The organism is Clostridium sp. LIBA-8841 (assembly GCF_034439435.1).
Classification (GTDB): domain Bacteria; phylum Bacillota; class Clostridia; order Clostridiales; family Clostridiaceae; genus Sarcina.
Window position 1 is genome coordinate 553,471 of record NZ_JAPCKJ010000002.1, and the last position, 19,620, is coordinate 573,090.

Genomic DNA, 19,620 nt, shown 5'->3' on the forward strand with positions numbered 1-19,620 from the left:
TTTTTACGCCATAAATTTTAAAATTTACTAATCACATTAAGTCGTTTTTTATCATAGCTTATTATAATAGAATGCACCATTAATAGATTAAATTTTAAATTTTTTTTGGATAAAACTCAGACAAATAATCTGAGAATTAAACTTTAGGAGGAATAAAATATGAAATTACATGAGGCGAAGCTATTATCAACTGTTAAAGTGGTTGATATAAAAGCAGAAGGAGAACTAAGAAGAAGATTTTTTGACTTAGGAATAATAGAAGGAACAAATATAAAGGTTTTATATGATGGGCCTTTTTGGGACCCAAAGGCATATTTAATACGAGGTGCTGTAATCGCAATAAGGAAAGAGGAGAGTGAAAGTATAGAAGTAATAAATTAGTAGGGAGGCATTACATGGGCTTAACTAAAAATTCTACTGGGATTAGATTATTATCATCAGATAAAACAAAGGGAAACATTAAAGAAGATTATGTTGTAGCTTTAGCTGGCAACCCCAATGTAGGTAAGAGTACTGTATTTAATGCTCTTACTGGATTAAACCAGCATACAGGGAATTGGCCAGGTAAAACAGTAGCTAATGCAGAAGGATATTATGAATTTAAAGATTCTATAATAAAGGTGGTAGATCTACCTGGAACATATTCATTGTTATCAAATTCGGAAGAAGAAGAGATAGCAAGAGATTATATATGTTTTAATGAGCCCGATATAGTAGTTATTGTGGCTGATGCTACTTCATTAGAAAGAAACTTAAACTTATTTATACAAATATCTGAAATAACAGATAAAGTAATATTATGTGTAAACTTAATTGATGAAGCGAAGAAAAAAAACATAAGAATAGATTTAGAATCACTATCAAAGGAATTAAATTCAACTATTGTTTCAGCCTCTGCTAGAAATGGAATTGGCATAGAAGAATTAAAAGAAGCTATATTTAAAGAAGTTAAGCTACCAAAGAAGAAAGAAAATGCAATAAATTATGGTCTTCATATAGAAAAAGCAGTAGAAGAAATAGAAGTTATAATAAATCAAGCCGTTGAAGTAGATAAAAGAAAAAGCAGATGGATAGCTATTAGAATCTTAGAGGGAAATGAAAATATTTTGAACTCCCTATACAAAAAATATAATATCCAAGAAGAATATATAGAAGAAATATATAAAATAAGAAAAGGTCTTATTAAAAATTTTAAAGATAAATCAATAGAAGATATAATAATAAAATCTATAATAAAAGAAGCTGAAAGAGTTGGAAATAAGGTTGTTACAACTGAAGGAGAATATAATAATACCCAAAGAAAAATAGATAAAATACTAGTATCTAAAGCAACGGGAATACCTATTATGATATCTACCCTACTATTTATTTTATGGATAACTATAATCTTAGCAAATTACCCATCAGAAATGCTTGCTAATATGTTTGGGTATGGAGAGCATTACCTTAGAGAATTCTTTGCAGGATTGTCTCTTCCCTCTTGGATACCAGGAATATTAATTGATGGTATTTATGTCACTTTAGCTTGGGTAATTTCAGTAATGTTACCTCCTATGGCAATTTTCTTTCCTATGTTTACTCTCTTAGAGGACTTAGGGTATCTGCCAAGAATAGCCTTTAATTTAGATAAATGCTTTAAGAAATGCTGTACCTGTGGTAAACAAGCCCTTACTATGTGTATGGGTCTTGGCTGTAATGCTGCAGGAATAATAGGATGTAGAATAATCAATTCTCCTAGAGAGCGACTAATAGCTATATTAACTAATGTCTTTATGCCTTGTAATGGTAGATTTCCTATGCTTATTTCCATATCCTCTATATTTATAGGCGGAATAGCTGTTGGGCTAAAAGGCAGTTTTATATCAGCTATTACAGTAACTATGGTTATTATTTTAGGAGTTTTCATGACATTGCTAGTTTCTAAGATATTATCAAAAACCATATTAAAGGGAGTTCCTTCAAACTTTATACTAGAGCTACCTCCATATAGAAAACCTCAAATAGGTAAAGTCATAGTAAGATCAATATTAGATAGAACTCTTTATGTTTTAGGTAGAGCCATTGCTATTGCAGCTCCAGCAGGAGTTGTTATATGGCTATTTTCTAATATAATGATTGGAGACTCTTCTATACTGTCAATATGTGCTAACTTTTTGAATCCATTTGCCAATGCAATAGGCGTAGATGGATATATATTAATGGCATTTATATTAGGATTACCAGCAAATGAAATCGTAATGCCTATAATAATAATGAGTTATTTAAGAGCTACAACAATGATAGAGTTAGATAGCTTAGTTGAGCTTAAGGAATTATTAATATCTAATGGGTGGACACTATTAACTGCAATTAATGTTATGATACTATGCTTAATGCACTACCCTTGTGGAACCACACTTTGGACAATCAAAAAAGAAACTAAGAGTCTTAAACTGACTACCTTAAGCTTTTTAATACCAACAATTGCAGGTATAGTTGTCTGTTTTGTTACAACTCAAATATGGAGATTATTTGCTTAGGCTCTATTTTAGGTGAATGTTGATTTAAAACATGTTTTTGCTTAAAATAAAAGGACTATATGATAAAAACTTCATATGGTCCTTTATATTATATACTTTTATTTAAAAATTCTCTTATCTCATCTCCTTGGTTAATAAGAGTGTGTCCCTCCTCGGGAAGAAAGTTTATATTAGCATGCTTTACTAAAGATCCTAATCGCTTTGCTGATATTTCAGAATGTATCATAATATCTTTCCCACCTACAAATAAAGCTAGAGGCATTTCTAAACACCTTAATTCACCATCTGAAAACATTGGAATAATTTCTTTTCTGAAGTTAAAATGCTTGGCGATTAACTTTTGGTAGGTTAACATTACCTGTGGTATAAGTTTATCACCGTTAATTTTATAATATAACTTATCTATTCCCTTATCTCCTAATAGCATATAAAATAAGGATTTAAAAATGAATGATTTCTTTTGAGGACCTATACCTGCTGGACAAAGTAAAACTAGCTTTTCTACCTTTTGTGGATATTTCATAGAAAACTTTGTTCCTAACCATCCACCTAATGAAAGTCCAACAATATTAGCTTTTTCTATTGATAGAGCGTTGAATACTTCATTAAGCCAAATGGGAAAATCATCACCCTGAAGTGGTATTTTATTTTCATTGCTTTTTCCTGGTTCTCCAGGCATATCTACTGCATATACTCTATAATTCTTTGAATACTTCTCCATCTCATGTATCCACATAACCGAGTTCATTCCACTGCCGTGAAGTAATATAAGGGGTGGTAAGTCTTTTTCTCCACTGGCTATAATAAAGGTTTTTCCGTAATTTGTATGTACATAAAACTCTTCATGAAGAAAGTTCCACCCTTCAACTAAAGATTCATAATATTTTATAACTTTATGTCTTCCCTCTTCTGATTTAAATGCTACTTTCATATTTTTATTTTTCTTGCTCATATTCACACATCCTTAGTGTTTAAAATCCACTTTTCAGCATCTTTATTATTATGAAACACTTTAAAATCTCTTCCTCTGTTTAACTCATTAACTAGTTCTTTAAATCTACCTTGAATCTTATCTTTATCCTCCACTGTAGCAACAGCTTTTATATGATAATTGATAAATTTTTGTAGAACTATACCTGCAAGTCCACTTCTAAGATTAATAAAATTTTCAGTAAAGACTTCTTCTCCAAGCATTAGTAATTTAATATCATTTGAAATACAAATACCAATGATATCTAGTACATCAGCTTCACAATTAATTGCTTCATTTATTTCAATATATTTTATATTTCCCTTTTCAACTATTTTATAATTCATTTCATCACCTACTTCTTTATTTAGCTATGCTTTAAACTAATGTTGATTTTATATAGAACTATACTACTAGGTAAAGTCAATATTCCTCTAAAACAGAGCCTTTTATTTAAATATCATTCTTTTGTGTAAGTATAGATATAAAATCTAACATCTCCTTAACAAATTCTGTATCTCCCCATAGCATTAATTTTAAGTTCTCCTCTTTTTCATAATACTTCATATTAAGAGTTGAGTTACTCATTTTAGAATCCTTGCTATTCATTACTGCTAAAAGCATATTTGATATTCTTTTATATTCCTCACTAGAAACCTCATTAATATCTACAACAGTAGACACACTTATTTTCCTATCTACGTTATTACCCTCTACATTACTAGTAGAAAATTCAATTTTTTCGCCTTCTTCTTCTGATTTTTTGCTAGTTTTAAAGTTATTGTTTTCCATAAAACTGCTTAAATCATGTCCTGATATTCTCCATTGCTTTCCAAGCTTATTTGCCTTAAGTTTACCTTCTCTTATAAATTTTCTTATGGTTTTATGATGCATACCTAGTATCTCTGCAATTTGCTCAACTGTATAAAACTTCTCTTCCATCCTAATCAATTCCTTTCTCTTTGATTTATAAACTCATTATATGGAATCTCACTCTTATTGTCAACGCATTTTATTGAACTTTATTGTATTTTGTTGTACTTAATTGTATTTTATTTAACCAAATCACCCTATTATCTATAAATTGTTCCCTATTGCACTTGGAATTATTTTGAAATCTATTTATATACTGGCCTTTCTCTAAAAGCTATATCTTAGTTAAAAGTAGCTTTCTAAGTTAAAAACTACCCAAGTTCACTCATGTTCTTTTATTTTAAATATAGTCTCTGTTTTAAACCAATATTGATAATAGAACGTACAAAAGTGGACAAATTAATTTGTCCACTTTACTCTTAAATCACAATACTTTAAGATTGTTCTTTAATTAAAGATTAACCTTTCATTCCCATAAAAATAAAAGCACTAAAAAGATAAAAAACTAATAATATTCCTAATAAACTAAATATAAAAACCCATATTTTATTTCGCTTTTTTAAGGTCATATTACACTCCTCTCCTTTAATAAATAATGAACAATATGCTACAATTGTTGCATAGTTTATATTCTTATTATACATATTTTATGGATTATAATTCCAGTTATTGTGTATAATAAAGATGAATTTAGATAGGTTTAAATATTTTAGAAAGGCAGATAAAAGAATTAGGAGGAAAATAAATATGTTAATTGATATTACTTTAAAAATTACACCTAAAATGATCACTGACGCACAAAGAAATGAAAAAAAGGCATTAGTTGGCCATTTGGGAACTCATTTTGATGTAATGAATAAAGAATTTCCCTTAGACTATACAGAAAGAAAAGGAATTATCTTCAATGTTAAGAATATAAAAGACCGAGATATTGATATTGATAAAGTAGATAAAGATATGTCTGTTGCATTCTATACTGGATTTATTGAGAATCATGGTTATGGTGGAAAAACCTATTTCAAGGAACATCCTTAATTATCTGATAAATTAATAGATGCATTATTAGATAAAAACATATCTATCATTGGTATAGATTTTGCAGGTGTTCGCAGAGGAAAGGAACATACACCAAAGGATCAGTATTGTGCAGATAAGGGTGTTTTTATAATTGAAAATTTATGTAATCTTTCTAAAGTACTTGAAAATGGTAGTGAATTTATTGCATATACATATCCAATGAACTATGCTGAAATGTCAGGGCTTCCATGTAGGGTAATTGCTAAGATTTAATTATATAAATTATTTTTAAAAGTTACCTAATATGAGATTAATATATTATGAGGGGGTTTGAATACTATGGAATACGATTGTGGTTTTACAAAAGAAAATAACTGGTTTCGTTACCGTGCTGCAGCAATTATTATTGAGGATGGAGCTGTTCTTTTTGCTGGTAATGAAAAGGAGAATTACTACTACTCTATTGGTGGTGGCGTACATATGGGAGAATCAGCTGAGGAAGCTGTAAAGCGTGAGGTTCTTGAAGAGACAGGCGTAGAATATGAAGTTGATAGATTAGCCTTTATACATGAAAACTTCTTTATGGGTGATGGAAGTTTGGAAGGTAAAAAGTGTCATGAAATATGCTTTTACTTTTTAATGAAACCTAGAGGAACACGTAAGTTAAATAGTAATAGTTATAGTGGTGGAGTTAAAGAAACTATGCATTGGTTACCAATAAACCAATTGAGTAATTATCTTGCTTATCCTACATTTTTCAGAGAGAAATTAACCAACCTTAAAAATGAAATTGAACATATAGTAACTTATGAATATTAATATAAGTCTGAAGAACAAGCTAAAATCAATATTTATCTAAAGTATATCCTAAAATAAAACTGAAAAAAAAATGACTTCTTATAATTTTTATAGACAGCAGTTGCCATATAAATTTTAAGAGGTCATTTTTAAATATTACTCATTATAACTCTTTCTTTTAAAGAAACCTTTGCTACCCCAAAATTAAAAATCGGAAAATATTTTAATTAGTATGGAAAGTAAACTTGACATCAAATTTCAAATATTATACAATAATGTAAAGCAAACTTTCCCTAGGTAATACGGAGGTTAATTTTGAAAAATAATTTAGAAAAAATCAGAAAAAACAAAGGAATAAAACAAGAAGAGCTGGCAAATGCATTAAATGTATCAAGGCAAACTATTGGGTCATTAGAAAACGGTAGATATAATCCCTCTATAATTTTAGCATTTAAAATTGCTAAATACTTTAATATGTCTATCGAAGAAATTTTTATTTATGAGGAGGAATAATTTTGAAAGATAATAATGCTAAAACTTTATTCTCTAATTCAGTAAAAGAACAGAAAATATTACTGAATGACGAAAGATTCATAACAATTAATGAAAAGGTTTCACACTCAGTTTCAAAAGTTATGAATTGGTTACTGGTTGCTTTACTGTTTATAACCGGTAGCATTTTTAAAAATTTCACATGCTTATTAATTATTTCAGCTATTGTTATTCTTAAATTTCTACTTACTATAATTTATTCATACTATTACAATAAAAAAATATAATTCGTCTACTTTATTAATTTCTAGCTATTAATGCAAAAAATAATGGATAGTTTTATTTTTACACAAAACTATCCACTGTCCCTAGTTTTTCTCCATCTGAAATCAATAGTAACTCTCTTATCTTTTCATAAATATATAAATAACTAATACATATCTTAAAATCATACACAAAATCTTATTTTTTTACTTTAATATTAATACCATTATGTAATAAATCAACAATAGCCTCTTCACTTCCTAAATTATCATAATCTTTATTCCAACCATAGATAATTCCCTTACTTTGATTTTCAGCAACGTATTGTGCCAATTTTTCGATTCCTTCATTTTTTGCTACTTTTACAAAGGTTCTATTTTTAATATCATGTTCTTCACTAAACATATCTTTATCACATGGAGCCTCTTCACATTCCCAACAACCATTTATACCTTCTTTTATACAACAATTGAATTGAAAACAACCCTCACTGCTCAAATGTCTCCCACAACAATTATTTTCTGACTTACATCCAGAGCATTTATCAGCTTCATGACATAATGGACAGATTAATCCACAATAACCAATTCTTTTAGTAATACTTTCTATATTCATTTCTTCAACACCCTTTTTTTGTAATTATTATCTTTACTATTTAGCATAACTAATCCTTACTTCCCATTTTTATTATACATGCTTTATAGAATATACTTCTATTTAAAGTATAACTTTACTAAGTAATTATTATAGGTAAAATATTAGATTAACCCTTATAGATAGATTTTTAAAGATTTATTGAGTTTAAGAAAATCTCCTCTAAGTCAGACTCAGATGAGTATTGATTTCTTAATTCCTCCATTGTGCCTTTAAATATTAATTCTGATTTTTTTAAAATTATTAATTCATCACATAACTTCTCAGCTACCTCTAATACATGTGTTGAAAATACAACAGTATTACCTTTAGCTGCATACTCTCTTATAAAATCTTTTAGTAAATAAGCAGATTGTGAATCTAAGCCATTTAAAGGTTCATCTAAAATCCATACTTTAGGGTTATTAAGAAGAGATGCTATAACAACAAGTTTTTGTTGCATTCCCTTTGAATAAGTTTTTATCTTATTATTTAAAAACTCTAGTAAGCCAAATCTCTCTCCTAATTCTTCAATTCTTTTTGCTCCATCTTCTTTAGAAACACCATATATATTAGCTATAAAATTTAAATGTTCATATCCAGTAAAGTTTTTATTTAAAAATCCATTATCGGGAACAAAGCCAATTTGTTTTTTTACCCCAATAGGATTCTTTAATATATTTTCCCCATTTATAAGAATCTCCCCTTCAGAAGGTTCATAGATTCCAACAATCATTTTAATTGTAGTAGTTTTCCCTGCACCATTATGTCCAAGTAATCCTATGACTTTTCCCTCTGGAATTTCTAAGTTAAGGTTATTAACAGCCTTTGAAAATTTACGATATGATTTTGAAACATTCTTAAAAGTTATCATAGATATCCTCCCTACCCCATTTTAAAGATTATACAAAGTATTGATTTTTAAAAATATTTTCTTATAAGCTTTTATAGTAAGTATTATTCCACCAACAATAATTGTTGTAGCTAACAAATAAAACTGATTTGTATATGATAATGCTGTTTTATTAAGCACTAAATGTATTACAAGCACACAAGGAACGTAAACAATAGGATATATACATGACTTATATAAGCTCATATTATCTTTTACTAAGTCTTTCTCATAACACCACTTTATATTTGGCTTATTAACATCATTTAATATTGAAATCATCACAATAAATAGTGTAAATACAAACATTGAAGCACCCATAAATATATAAACTAGTATAGGCAAATTCAAGAAAGCTAACATAACTAGGTTTACTATTATCATTGGTCCACTTAATGATAATGCAATGATTATTTTAGAAAACAATATTGTTTTTATGTTAATAGGCATCTGTAGTAAAAGTGGTAAATATCTTCCCTCTCTTGAAAAGCTAGTAGATGCTGTAACATTAAAACTGGCAAAAAATGATGATAAGTACATAAGGTAAATATATGCAAGTATATAATTTTCTTTCAATCCATTGATGCTTAAAAAAGATTCAAGTATAGGAATAAAGGTACAAACAATCAGTATAAATATTGGAAATATACCAATTGTATATAAAAAGAATTGGCTACTTCTTAATAATGCTAAAAAATCTCTTTTTATTAATGTGCTTAATATAGATTTATTTTCCTTATAAAAATTATCTTTTTTTGAATCACTGGAGTTACTACTATGAGAACTATTCAGCAATATTTTATAATACAATTTCTTGCCTATGAAAATACTTAATGTAATGAAAAATGCACCTAATATAATTGAAAGTACTATTGAATTTAATCCTATTGGTAAGTTACTAAAGGTCAAAGCTTTAGTAAGATATCCCTGCAATGGGAATATAATATTTATAAAATTACTTGTTTCAATATTATTTTTACTTATTAAAGCTAGTACACTCTCTGGAGACATAAAAGATTTTATTGCAAAATACACCATTCCAATACTCAGAATTATTGCTACTATAGTAAATATACGTTGAATTGATTCTTTACTCTTGCTTTTTATCGATAACCTACTCAATATTAAGGTTATAAAAATACCATAAACTATTGGTGTGACTGATATTAGTAATGATGCTATTAAACTATAAATATAGAATATAATTGATGCTTTAGATAATATTCCATATGTAAAAAGTGAAATTACCACCCAAATTGAAATAGGCACTAAATTAATTTCAACAAATAAAAATTTTGATATAAAAAGTGTTCTTTTACTCAATGGAAGACTTAGCAAAAATTCATTATCATCAGCAAAAGAAAAGTTAGACAATATTAGATATATACCTATTATCATAAAACTAATTGATGCTAAGGTTAGAATTAATGGTATCAATAAGTATTCAATATTCCCTGTGGATAATATAAAATACAATTTCACTGTAAAAAATAAAAATAAGATTAATATTATTGCTCCTGTAATTACTTTTAAAATTGTATTCCAAAAACTCTTCTCCTCCTTAAAAGTATCTTTTAAAAAGGATTTAAATAGATACGTAGTTAATAAATAAACTTCTTTCATAACATCCCTCCGCCCTCAAACACAATAAAATTAATCATATAATTCAGTATATTTTACATAATTATGCGGTATTATTTACTATATAATACCATGATACATTTTCAAATTCAATATTTTGGGATATTATTGTTATTTATTCCAAAATACTTTTAAATTTATTTATATTTCCTTAATAAGAAACATTACTTTAAATGAATTATGTATTTGATTCAGGTAAATGAATTAAGCAATTATCATACTTATCCTAAGTTTTTATAGAGAAATTAACTTACCCATTCAAGATTAACTAATAAAGTTTTTTTAAGGTAAAAATCTAAAAATACTTTAAAATAAATATTCTTAAATATTATAAAAAGCTAGAATAGTTTTGTAGCTCTATAAACTACTTTTCTACTCTAGCTTTTAATTCTATACTTAATCTATCACAATTTTAATATATGTAACTGCTACAAACGTATAAAGTTCCCAAAATATAATTCATTATTATTAACCTTTATTAGCTCCACAACCTTCTCTCCTCAACTATACTAAATAAAAAAGCTTAAATTCCTTTTATATAGTCAACTATCTCTTTAGCTATTTCATCATTTAATCCATTATTAAAATTTACACTTTGGTTCCTTCATCTTTAGTTTCTTTATCTTTACTTCCATTCTCTTCATCCTTTAGAGCATTCAAAACTACATAGATATTTTTAATATCATCCTTAGATAATTTTTCAAAATGATCTAGTTTGTTTTTTACATCATTTAAAACTGAATCTTTATAAGTTTTCTTACCTTTCTCTTTCTCTTTCTTTATGTAATATGTTGCTATGGTACTGGTAAACATACTTATAAAGCCGATTCCTACCATCATTACAATAGATGCTATTGTTCTACCTAATATGGTTTTTGGAATAATATCACCATATCCTACCGTTGTTACAGTTTCTATACTCCACCAAATAGCGTCACCTATATTTATATTTTCTGCTACAGATAAAGAAATAGCTCCTCCCAAAACGACTATTATAACTAAATATATCATATAGTGTAAATTATTTGTCTTTATAAACTTATTGAAATTTTTCTTAACTCTCTTAGGAATCCCTAGTAATCTAAAGAATCTATTTATTCTAAGTATAGTAGCTCCCTCAATTGGGATTATAGATATTAAATCAATTTTATTATGCAATATAAAATACTTTTTGTTCTTACTACGGATTAGTCTTTTAAAATAATCAACACAAAATATTGCCCAAATAATATTGTTAACAATTGAAATAGCTATTAAAGTATTTTTTGATATTCCTGGCTTTGCTTCAACAAATAAAAGCAAAGCTACAATAAGGGATAAGAAACCCATAAACAAATTATTTAATTTCTCTTTTTTATGCATTTAACCAAGCCTTTCTTTACAATTAACCTTTATTAACTCCGCAACCCTCTCTCCTCAACTATACTAAATAAAAAAGCTTAAATTCCTTTTACATAATCAACTATCTCTTTAGCCACCTCATCATTTAATCCATTACTACAGTTTAAGTCTACTTAAATTATTCCATTTTCTCCATATCACTAAGCTGATCAATATATTCTTTTGCTTCCTTTAAGCCAAGCCCTGTAATAATTCTATATTTTTTTATTGCTTCAACCTTTTTATCTTCTAAAATAAGTCTCATTAATTCCTCTTTTTCTTCTTTAGTTACTATATCAGGTACTCCTATCTTTTCAGCAATTCTATCTAAAGTTGACCTTATACGCATAAGATCACTTCTTAATTGAGTAATAACACTAACTAAAATCATTAGCATACCCACTCCAAAAATTATCCATATACTGTTAATATCCATGTATATCCCCCCTAATTCTTAATAATTAATTTTATTCCTAACTCAACCCTATTATAAAAGTACATTTTTTCAAAATTACAAAATTTAAACTTCCTATAAGAATAAAGTTCAAGATTAATACAATGCTTATATTATCAAGTGAAATAGCTAAGATAGCCAACATAATTAAAATAATTATATTCATATAAACAGTCCAATTTAGCCACTTTAAATTATGCATTGGTTATTCCTCCTTAATTTTTTATAATAAATTATTGTTTATATATTAAACTTTTTTTATCTCTTCTATATTAAAAATCTTTCTGTATATAATTGCTGGTGCTTCTGGATTATCTTCTGAAATCTGTAAATATCTAAATGGGGTATGTATATCTAGTAAAATAGGCACTAAGGCATTAATTCTATTTTCTAGATTCCTTCTAGAATCTAATTCTCTATCATACTCAAATAGTAGGTTTCCTAATTCATTGCTTGCAAAGAATTCATAATAAGTATCAAAATTTTGAAATTCCTCATAAAGGTTATCAATGATTGTCCAAGCTTCATTTTCAGATATTAAGCCTGTACCATATCCCATTTTTACAAGATGAACCACTCTAGATAAGTCAAAGCCCCTTACCCAGCTTTTAGTTAAAAGATTGTGGCTATTTAAATCAATAATCTCTAATGCTCCCATTAAATAATTTACTATTTGTTCGTAGCCATCTTCACTTTTGCCCTCATACCCATAAATCTTATTAAATGTTTCTGTTTTCTTTATATTTTTTGAAGTAATTTCTAGATTTTTATGTATTAATTCACAATAAATACTTAATTGGATGTTGGCGTACTGAGAATTAGTACCGTCAAGCAAATAATTCATCTGATCTATTAATTCATGTTTATCATTTATTCCCCAAGAATTTTTTAATGCACTTTTGAAGAGTTTTCTCTTCTTATATCTTTCAGTAAACCTTATGGATGAATCTAAACTTAAATAAGCCTTTATAACCATTAACCACTCTGTTTCCTTGTCCTCTTCTTCTCTTATAAGTTTGCTTAATTCTGGTGCGTATGGATAAACACTCCCCATTGATAAAACCTTTAATCTCTCAACGGTATCTGGAATAGTGCTATCATTATGTAACTTATTTTTTAAATTTTCACCTGCAGTTGACACTATAACTCGTCCTCCTCTATTTATGTTTAAACCTTTATAAATGCTCTAAGTATATCAAATATTAAATTTAGGCTATCTTTTATGTGAATGTTAGTTTTTAGATAGCCATTCAAACCTAACTTAATCTCTATTATAAATGTTTAACTCCTTATTAACATTATATAGTAAAACTGTTAATAAAGTAATAATCCTATATTTTCTTATTGTATTTTTAGTTTATATACTTAACTTAGAGAAATTTATTTGTCTTAAATTAATTTCAAATAAAGGAATAATATAATAAAATTAAATAAAACAAATATAAAATTTAGGAGGTGTGTTATGGATAAGCGTTTTACATTTAATGAGGATGCTAGTAATTATGATAAATGGAGACCTACCTATTGCAAAGAGTTGTTTAGTGATGTTATTGACTATTCAAAACTAGATAAGAATAAAAGGACTTTAGAAATTGGGATTGGTACTGGTCAAGCTACTCTTCCCTTTCTTAGTACTGAATGTGATTTAACAGCTATTGAACTTGGTGAAAATCTTGCAGAGTTTTCAAAAAATAAATTTAAAGACTATAAAAACTTTAATATCAAAAATATTTCCTTTGAAGACTTTAAGTGTAATTCTAACACCTTTGACCTTATATATTCTGCTACTGCTTTTCATTGGATTGATGAAAGCGTAGGTTATCCAAAAGCTTTTAACCTATTAAAGCCTAATGGAACTTTAGCATTATTTTGGAATAAGCCATTCATAGGACGTAAAGATGATTTATTGCACCAAAGAATTCAAGACATATATGAAAAGTATAAGCCTTCAAATACTAAACCTATAGAAAATGATGAAAATCATTATAAAGAACTTTTAAAAAGGCTAAAAAAATATGGATTTAAGGATGTTAAACTTAAACTATATCACCAAACTAGAATCTTTAATTCCTATGATTATATATCTCTATTAAATACCTACTCAGATCATAGAATCATGAATCCAAAGATAAAAGAACAATTTGAAAAAGAGATTAGGCAAGCTATTTTAGAAAACAATAATTCATTAAAGATATATGATACTATAGAACTCTATTTGGCTAGAAAATAAGTTCTGAGGCTTTGTTTCAGATAATTGTTGATTTTATCTAACACTTTAGTCCTTCTTAATTTTATCTAACACTTTAAACCAATTAAATTTATTCAAATTTTTAATTTATTTAGTAGTTTAAAAATACTTAATTAAGAAAACTCTTTACTCTTAGTATTTCTACTAATAGGAAATCAAACTCTAATATTATTTATTTAAGGCTTAGGACATGTATTAGTATCCTAAGCCTTAAGTAAAAAATTATACTAAAAAAACTAAAGTTTAAATGCAGTTACAAAAAAACATATTGCTGCGACAAAGGATAATGGAGTCATTACATATTTTTCTTTTTTGCTTCTAGATATTAAATTCATAATAGTGTTTAAAGATAAATAAAAAGCAAAAAATAAACAAATATACTTCGTTACCTTAATAGAAAACCATAGTGGAATTAAGCCACCTGCTTGTAAAATAATAATACTAGCAAAAAGCTGAATCACCACTGAAATTATTGCCATAACCCTATACTTTTTAGGCAGTATTCTGTGTTGTCCCCCCATTGTAAACTCACCTAGTGGTAAACCTAAAGCCACTAAAACAGAAAGTACAGCTATAACTAAAAATAAGCTTGCCCCTAATATTGCAAACATAAACCTCTCCCCTTTATATTCAGATAATCTAATATTACATTACCTATCCAAATATAACCAACAAACTCTTTGTAAATACTACTTTCTCTCTTAGATATTAATAGTCTTGTTATTTCTTATCTTTTTTAGATTTAATAAATTTAGTAATAAAATAAATTATTATTATCCATAAAAACACATTTAAAATTATTGAAAAAACCCTCATATAATTTATATCAACATATAGATTTCCATCCATTTTTATCTACCCCTTAGAATTATTGTAATGTTTCTTTAACTTTTCAATTTTAAATTCATTCTTTATTATTTCTTTTACATTTACTATTAGGGTAAATACTCCTAATGCTAATGTCTCTAAGATAACAAAAGTATAACAACTTCATTTAAGTTATTTCAATAATCTATGTATAACTGGTTACTTTTTAAGTATAACTGGACCTCTTCTATTAAAGAGTATTAAATACTAAAAATAATACGTAAAATATATTTATATAAAATTTGATCTAATTTGTAACTATGATAAAATAAACTTCGAGGTGAAGATTATGAAGAAAATAGTAAAAGTAGTTGGCGCTATAATTGAAAATGAAAATAAAGAAATTCTTTGTGCCTTAAGATCAAAAGATATGTCTATGCCTAAGTTTTGGGAATTCCCAGGTGGAAAGATTGAAGAAGGAGAAACTTTAGGCCAAGCTATAGTTAGAGAAATCAAAGAAGAATTAGATTGTGACATAGAATACATATCTACATTTAATGATAATACTCATGAATATGAAAAAGTTATAGTTAACTTAATTACATTAAGATGTAAACTTGTGAATGGAATACCAAAGGCTAGTGAGCATGCGAAACTTATGTGGCTTCCAGTAGATTATTTAGAGACTCTTTCATGGGCTCCTGCAGATATTCCTGCTGTAAAACAATTAATAAGTGAAAACTAAAAAACAGGAGTCTCCTCCTGTTTTTTTAATATAAAATAGTTTTAACTATTGCCTAATTTAGGAATGTCAAAAGTATGTTACACTTCTACAAACCGCTATTTTACTAGCCTCTTGCTTCCTAGTTATTTTTTATTTTCTAATAATATATCTAGTGAAGTTAAAATAAATTTTAAAGCTTTATATATAGAAACCATAAATAATATGCTACTTATAAACAAGCCAATAACTCCTAATATTAATACTAACCAAGATATATAGAATCCAATTTCAGATGTAGTTTGAGAAAATGATCCACCAAGCATGCAACATACTGAAATGAAAAATATAATAATTGATGTTTTAAGTTTATTTAATATAGTAGTAGAATTCTTCCCAATTATTTTTTCACTCACTCTAAATCCCCCTAACAATAAGTTATATATTCTTTTGATTATATTTTACATTATAAGAAATTAATTACAATACAAAATGCATAACTTGTCATTTATAATGTATAACTAAAAAAATCATAAAAAATTCTAGATTTTATGATAGTACAAAATACTTTAATAATTTTCTTAAACTATAAAATTATTCAAACAAATTATACTATTATAGATATTACTGTAATTCTCAGTAAATAATATAAAGAAGAGTTACTTAACTTCATTAAACCTTGCTGTTAAGTAACTCTATATTCTACATATATTCAATTATCCAAGCTTAATAAAAATCTCAATTACTTATGATACGGTATTTTAACCTATAAAGATAGCCTTAAGCAAGTACTATCAATGGTTAATATTATTATAACCCTCATTTATTTATAGTACGGTTCTCTGACACAACTGTAAATGAGTTATTTTTATTTTTTTATAATATATAGTAAAGTTAAATTCACTGTTCTTCTTCAACATCAAAGCGATCTGCATTCATTACTTTATTCCATGCAGCTACGAAGTCTTCTATGAACTTTTTCTCATTACAATTAGATGCATATACCTCAGCAACTGCGCGAAGTTGTGAATTTGAGCCAAAGATAAGGTCTACTCTTGTTGCTGTCCATTTTTCCTTACCTGTTTCTCTATCAAAGCCTATAAATCTTTCTTTACTTTCAGGCATGGCTTTCCACATTGTATCCATATCAAGAAGATTTACAAAAAAATCATTTGTAAGACATTCTTCCCTCTTTGTAAACACCCCATCCTTTGATTGTTTATAATTAGTGTTTAGCACGCGCATACCACCAATTAACACTGTCATTTCTGGAATAGTTAAGTTTAATAACTGAGCTTTATCTATTAACATTTCATCTGATGTTGCTGCATATTCATCTTTTACATAGTTTCTAAATCCATCTGCCTTAGGTTCAAGAACACTAAATGAATTTATGTCTGTTTCCTCTTGTATTGCATCATTTCGTCCTGGAGTAAAAGGAACAGTAATATTATGCCCTGCATTTTTTGCAGCTTCTTCAATACCAACGCATCCGCCTAATACAATAATATCAGCTAAAGAAACTTTCTTTCCCTTTGAATGTGACATATTAAAATGCATTTGAATTCTTTCTAAGGTATTTAAAACCTTCTTAAGTCTTTCTGGCTCATTAACTTGCCATTGGCATTGTGGTTTTAAGCATATTCTTGCCCCATTTGCTCCTCCACGCTTATCTGAACCACGAAATGTTGATGCAGATTTCCAAGCTGTTGTAACAAGTTCTGATATTCCCAATCCTGAATCTAAAATATTTTTCTTAAGTTCTGAAATATTCTTTTTATTAATCAATCTATAGTTAACTTGTGGTACTGGGTCTTGCCAAATAAATCTTTCTTTTGGAACTTCTGGTCCAAGATATCTTGATATTGGTCCCATATCTCTATGTGTTAGCTTAAACCAAGCCTTGGCAAAATCCTCAGCAAATTTTTTTGGATTATCTAGGTAATTCCTTGCTATTGCTTTATACATAGGATCATTAATAAGTGCTAAATCTGCAGTAGTCATCATAGGTCTATGCTTTTTAAATGGATCATGGGCATCAACTACCATATCCTCTTCATCTACATCTATAGCTAGCCATTGGTATGCCCCTGCAGGACTTTTAACTAATTCCCACTCATATTTAAATAATGTTTTTAAGTAACCCATTGTCCACTTTATAGGCTCTGCTTTCCATGCACCTTCAATTCCACTACCTATTGTATCTGGCCCCTTACCAGTTTTATAACTATTTTGCCACCCCAATCCTTGCTGTTCAATAGGCGCAGCTTCTGGCTCTGGTCCAACATATGAAGGTGATGCAGCACCATGACATTTACCAAAAGTATGTCCACCTGCTATAAGAACAACAGTTTCCTCATCATTCATTGCCATACGAGAGAATGTTTCTCTTACATCATTAACTGATGCCGTAGGATCAGGTTTTCCATTTGGTCCCTCTGGATTTACATAAATTAAGCCCATTTGTACAGCAGCAAGAGGATTTTCAAGTTCTTTATCCTCTTTGTCATCTTTATTACGCTCATTTCCAAGCCATACTTTCTCACTACCCCAGTAAATATCCTCCTGTGGTTCCCAAACATCCACTCTGCCACCACCAAAACCAATTGTTTTTAATCCCATAGATTCGAATGCACAGTTACCTGTCAATATTATGAGGTCAGCCCAAGATATTTTATTCCCATATTTCTTTTTAATTGGCCAAAGTAAACGACGTGCTTTGTCTAAATTCACATTATCTGGCCAGCTATTAAGTGGTGGAAAGCGTTGCAATCCTTGACCTCCGCCTCCTCTGCCATCACCAATTCTATAAGTTCCAGCACTATGCCAAGCCATACGTATAAAAAATGGTCCATAGTGACCATAATCAGCAGGCCACCATTCCTTAGAATCTGTCATCAATTTATATAAATCATTCTTTAGTTCATAATAATCTAACTTTTTAAATTCTTCAGCGTAGTTAAAATCTTTAGACATAGGATTGCTTAGCTCTGAGTTTTGACGAAGAACATTAAGCCTAAGCTGATTTGGCCACCAATATTCATTAGTTGTTCCACCACCTGCCATTGCTTTACTTGTTCTTCCTGTGACTGGACATTTTCTTTCTACCATAACACTATCCTCCTTACCCTTCTTCTTTACCTACCTGCACACCTACTTAATTTATGTATACATATAAGTAATGTAACCTTTCTCATATAAATACTCTTACAGTAAATTATATAAATATATAACTAGTACTATGAGTAAATTGGAAAATAACATATTATACGTTATTTATTAAAATCTATTTTCAGTAAAAACTTTCTTTTATTTTAATTAATCTTTCAGAATATGTAATTTGTATTATCTATATCTTTTAATATTATTGGATAACTATTATAGTTTTCAGAGTAAATTTAAAAGGAACTATATGAATATTTATTTTCATATAGTTCCTTATTTTTATTGATTTTAATGATAATTTCAAAGCAAAACATTAAATATTGTATTATTCTTATATTAACTCTACCAAACTTAAACCTCGAGTAATCGAGGAGGACAACTATTTAAAAAATAAGGAATAACGGCACTACCAATAATTAATGATAAACATCCTAAAACAGTACAAATATTTCCTATCATAGACATCCCTCCTTGAATACTAACTAATATGTTTACTAGTCCCCGTAACTTCCATTAGTGTTTCATCAGTTTCCTGATTCCGAGGCAGGACAATTATAATTATATGAAATTCTTAACATTTATTCAAGTATTTATAAAGAAAATTTTTAAAACTTGAGTATGTAAAAAAGTCCTTATTGCTGTTATGATTATTATTCTGTGAAAGTTTATTAAATCCCTTAGCCAATTCATATTGAGAAAAGTCTTTTAACAAAATACTTATAATCCAATAATTAGGCTTATTTCTC

General features: G+C 28.0%; 20 protein-coding genes. 8 read left to right on the forward strand and 12 right to left on the reverse strand.

Annotated elements, in window-relative coordinates:
• The first annotated feature begins 159 nt into the window (after positions 1-159).
• Positions 160-381 carry a FeoA family protein gene (locus OIF33_RS08235; RefSeq protein ID WP_322503752.1) on the forward strand — a complete coding sequence of 74 codons (222 nt, stop codon included), beginning with the start codon at positions 160-162 and terminating at the stop codon, positions 379-381.
• A gap of 14 nt (positions 382-395) precedes the next feature.
• The gene (feoB, locus tag OIF33_RS08240) at positions 396-2,519 is read left to right on the forward strand and encodes a ferrous iron transport protein B (RefSeq protein ID WP_322503753.1); all 2,124 of its coding nucleotides are present in this window, start codon (positions 396-398) and stop codon (positions 2,517-2,519) included.
• 88 nt (positions 2,520-2,607) lie between these two features.
• Here feoB and OIF33_RS08245 read toward each other — a convergent pair whose 3' ends face one another.
• The 3 genes from OIF33_RS08245 to OIF33_RS08255 all read right to left on the reverse strand — a co-directional run bounded on the left by OIF33_RS08245 (position 2,608) and on the right by OIF33_RS08255 (position 4,431).
• Positions 2,608-3,471 carry an alpha/beta hydrolase gene (locus OIF33_RS08245; protein ID WP_322503754.1) on the reverse strand — a complete coding sequence of 288 codons (864 nt, stop codon included), beginning with the start codon at positions 3,469-3,471 and terminating at the stop codon, positions 2,608-2,610.
• A gap of 2 nt (positions 3,472-3,473) precedes the next feature.
• The gene (locus OIF33_RS08250) at positions 3,474-3,836 is read right to left on the reverse strand and encodes a DUF4180 domain-containing protein (RefSeq protein ID WP_322503755.1); all 363 of its coding nucleotides are present in this window, start codon (positions 3,834-3,836) and stop codon (positions 3,474-3,476) included.
• A gap of 106 nt (positions 3,837-3,942) precedes the next feature.
• The gene (locus tag OIF33_RS08255) at positions 3,943-4,431 is read right to left on the reverse strand and encodes a helix-turn-helix domain-containing protein (protein WP_322503756.1); all 489 of its coding nucleotides are present in this window, start codon (positions 4,429-4,431) and stop codon (positions 3,943-3,945) included.
• Positions 4,432-5,109: 678 nt separating this feature from the next.
• Between OIF33_RS08255 and OIF33_RS08260 the strand changes: the two genes are divergently transcribed.
• The 4 genes from OIF33_RS08260 (at position 5,110) to OIF33_RS08275 (ending at position 6,956) form a co-directional block, all read left to right on the forward strand.
• Positions 5,110-5,397 (forward strand): hypothetical protein, encoded by a 288-nt coding sequence (locus tag OIF33_RS08260; protein ID WP_322503757.1) that lies wholly within the window; start codon positions 5,110-5,112, stop codon positions 5,395-5,397.
• Positions 5,398-5,718: 321 nt separating this feature from the next.
• On the forward strand, positions 5,719-6,198 hold the full coding sequence (locus tag OIF33_RS08265; protein WP_322503758.1) for an NUDIX hydrolase: 480 nt from the start codon (positions 5,719-5,721) through the stop codon (positions 6,196-6,198).
• Between the two features lie 294 nt (positions 6,199-6,492).
• Complete coding sequence (locus OIF33_RS08270; protein WP_322503759.1) at positions 6,493-6,690, forward strand: helix-turn-helix transcriptional regulator; 198 nt, start codon at positions 6,493-6,495, stop codon at positions 6,688-6,690.
• Positions 6,691-6,692: 2 nt separating this feature from the next.
• On the forward strand, positions 6,693-6,956 hold the full coding sequence (locus OIF33_RS08275) for a hypothetical protein (RefSeq protein ID WP_322503760.1): 264 nt from the start codon (positions 6,693-6,695) through the stop codon (positions 6,954-6,956).
• 175 nt (positions 6,957-7,131) lie between these two features.
• Here the strand turns inward: OIF33_RS08275 and OIF33_RS08280 are convergent, their stop codons facing one another.
• The 6 genes from OIF33_RS08280 to OIF33_RS08305 form a co-directional block, all read right to left on the reverse strand.
• The gene (locus OIF33_RS08280; protein ID WP_322503761.1) at positions 7,132-7,548 is read right to left on the reverse strand and encodes a DUF3795 domain-containing protein; all 417 of its coding nucleotides are present in this window, start codon (positions 7,546-7,548) and stop codon (positions 7,132-7,134) included.
• Between the two features lie 169 nt (positions 7,549-7,717).
• Entirely contained in the window at positions 7,718-8,440 is a 723-nt protein-coding gene (locus OIF33_RS08285; RefSeq protein WP_322503762.1) for an ABC transporter ATP-binding protein, read from the reverse strand.
• A 21-nt stretch (positions 8,441-8,461) separates the two neighbouring features.
• Positions 8,462-10,081, reverse strand: a complete 1,620-nt coding sequence (locus tag OIF33_RS08290; protein WP_322503763.1) for a putative ABC transporter permease subunit — start codon at positions 10,079-10,081, stop codon at positions 8,462-8,464.
• A gap of 606 nt (positions 10,082-10,687) precedes the next feature.
• Complete coding sequence (locus OIF33_RS08295) at positions 10,688-11,461, reverse strand: potassium channel family protein (protein ID WP_322503764.1); 774 nt, start codon at positions 11,459-11,461, stop codon at positions 10,688-10,690.
• A 157-nt stretch (positions 11,462-11,618) separates the two neighbouring features.
• The gene (locus OIF33_RS08300) at positions 11,619-11,921 is read right to left on the reverse strand and encodes a ribosomal protein L7/L12 (protein WP_322503833.1); all 303 of its coding nucleotides are present in this window, start codon (positions 11,919-11,921) and stop codon (positions 11,619-11,621) included.
• A gap of 259 nt (positions 11,922-12,180) precedes the next feature.
• Positions 12,181-13,074 carry a DUF1266 domain-containing protein gene (locus tag OIF33_RS08305; RefSeq protein WP_322503765.1) on the reverse strand — a complete coding sequence of 298 codons (894 nt, stop codon included), beginning with the start codon at positions 13,072-13,074 and terminating at the stop codon, positions 12,181-12,183.
• A 321-nt stretch (positions 13,075-13,395) separates the two neighbouring features.
• Between OIF33_RS08305 and OIF33_RS08310 the strand changes: the two genes are divergently transcribed.
• On the forward strand, positions 13,396-14,163 hold the full coding sequence (locus OIF33_RS08310) for a class I SAM-dependent methyltransferase (protein ID WP_322503766.1): 768 nt from the start codon (positions 13,396-13,398) through the stop codon (positions 14,161-14,163).
• Between the two features lie 254 nt (positions 14,164-14,417).
• Here the strand turns inward: OIF33_RS08310 and OIF33_RS08315 are convergent, their stop codons facing one another.
• Complete coding sequence (locus OIF33_RS08315; RefSeq protein WP_322503767.1) at positions 14,418-14,792, reverse strand: hypothetical protein; 375 nt, start codon at positions 14,790-14,792, stop codon at positions 14,418-14,420.
• A gap of 545 nt (positions 14,793-15,337) precedes the next feature.
• Here OIF33_RS08315 and OIF33_RS08320 point away from each other — a divergent pair.
• Positions 15,338-15,733: a (deoxy)nucleoside triphosphate pyrophosphohydrolase gene (locus OIF33_RS08320; protein ID WP_322503768.1), complete on the forward strand. Its 396-nt coding sequence runs from the start codon at positions 15,338-15,340 to the stop codon at positions 15,731-15,733.
• A gap of 122 nt (positions 15,734-15,855) precedes the next feature.
• On the opposite strand, the gene OIF33_RS08325 is transcribed toward OIF33_RS08320, so the two are convergent.
• Both OIF33_RS08325 and katG read right to left on the reverse strand, forming a co-directional pair.
• A complete protein-coding gene (locus tag OIF33_RS08325) occupies positions 15,856-16,125 on the reverse strand; it encodes a hypothetical protein (protein ID WP_322503769.1) in 270 nt (89 codons plus the stop codon).
• 484 nt (positions 16,126-16,609) lie between these two features.
• The gene (katG, locus tag OIF33_RS08330) at positions 16,610-18,820 is read right to left on the reverse strand and encodes a catalase/peroxidase HPI (protein ID WP_322503770.1); all 2,211 of its coding nucleotides are present in this window, start codon (positions 18,818-18,820) and stop codon (positions 16,610-16,612) included.
• Positions 18,821-19,620 lie beyond the last annotated feature (800 nt).